Annotated in this window: 1 pseudogene; it reads right to left on the bottom strand. The window is 19.9% G+C overall.

Annotation, left to right across the window (positions count from 1 at the left end):
- Positions 1-253: pseudogene (locus DRV85_RS19615) on the bottom strand (hypothetical protein); the annotation flags it as partial.
- Between the last annotated feature and the right edge of the window lie 124 nt (positions 254-377).

Below are 377 nucleotides of genomic sequence, written 5' to 3'. Positions count from 1 at the left end.
CATAATATCTCATTAAAACATCATAAATCATACGAAAATATACATAAAACATTACTACAGAACAAAAAATTAAAAACATTATAAAATAATACTCATATTTAAAAATCATTATAAAAGCAAACAACTTTAAAAAAAATCCTAATAAAGGAGGTATCCCAGCTATTCTTAATACCATTAAAATCAACCAACCCTTATATTTTATTTTTATCAACATTGTAAAATCTTCAAATAATAAAAATCTAAAAAATTTCATAACTGGAAAAATTATTAAAGAATATAATAATAAATATACAAATCAACTTAAGTCATCAGAAAAATTACATAATATAATTCAGCCTATATGATACACAGAAGAATAAGCAATTAACTGCTTAAAA

This window comes from Rhodosalinus halophilus, from assembly GCF_003298775.1.
Taxonomy (GTDB): domain Bacteria; phylum Pseudomonadota; class Alphaproteobacteria; order Rhodobacterales; family Rhodobacteraceae; genus Rhodosalinus; species Rhodosalinus halophilus.
Note: the sequence above shows the minus strand (reverse complement) of the source record. Positions and strands in the feature narration are given on the sequence as shown.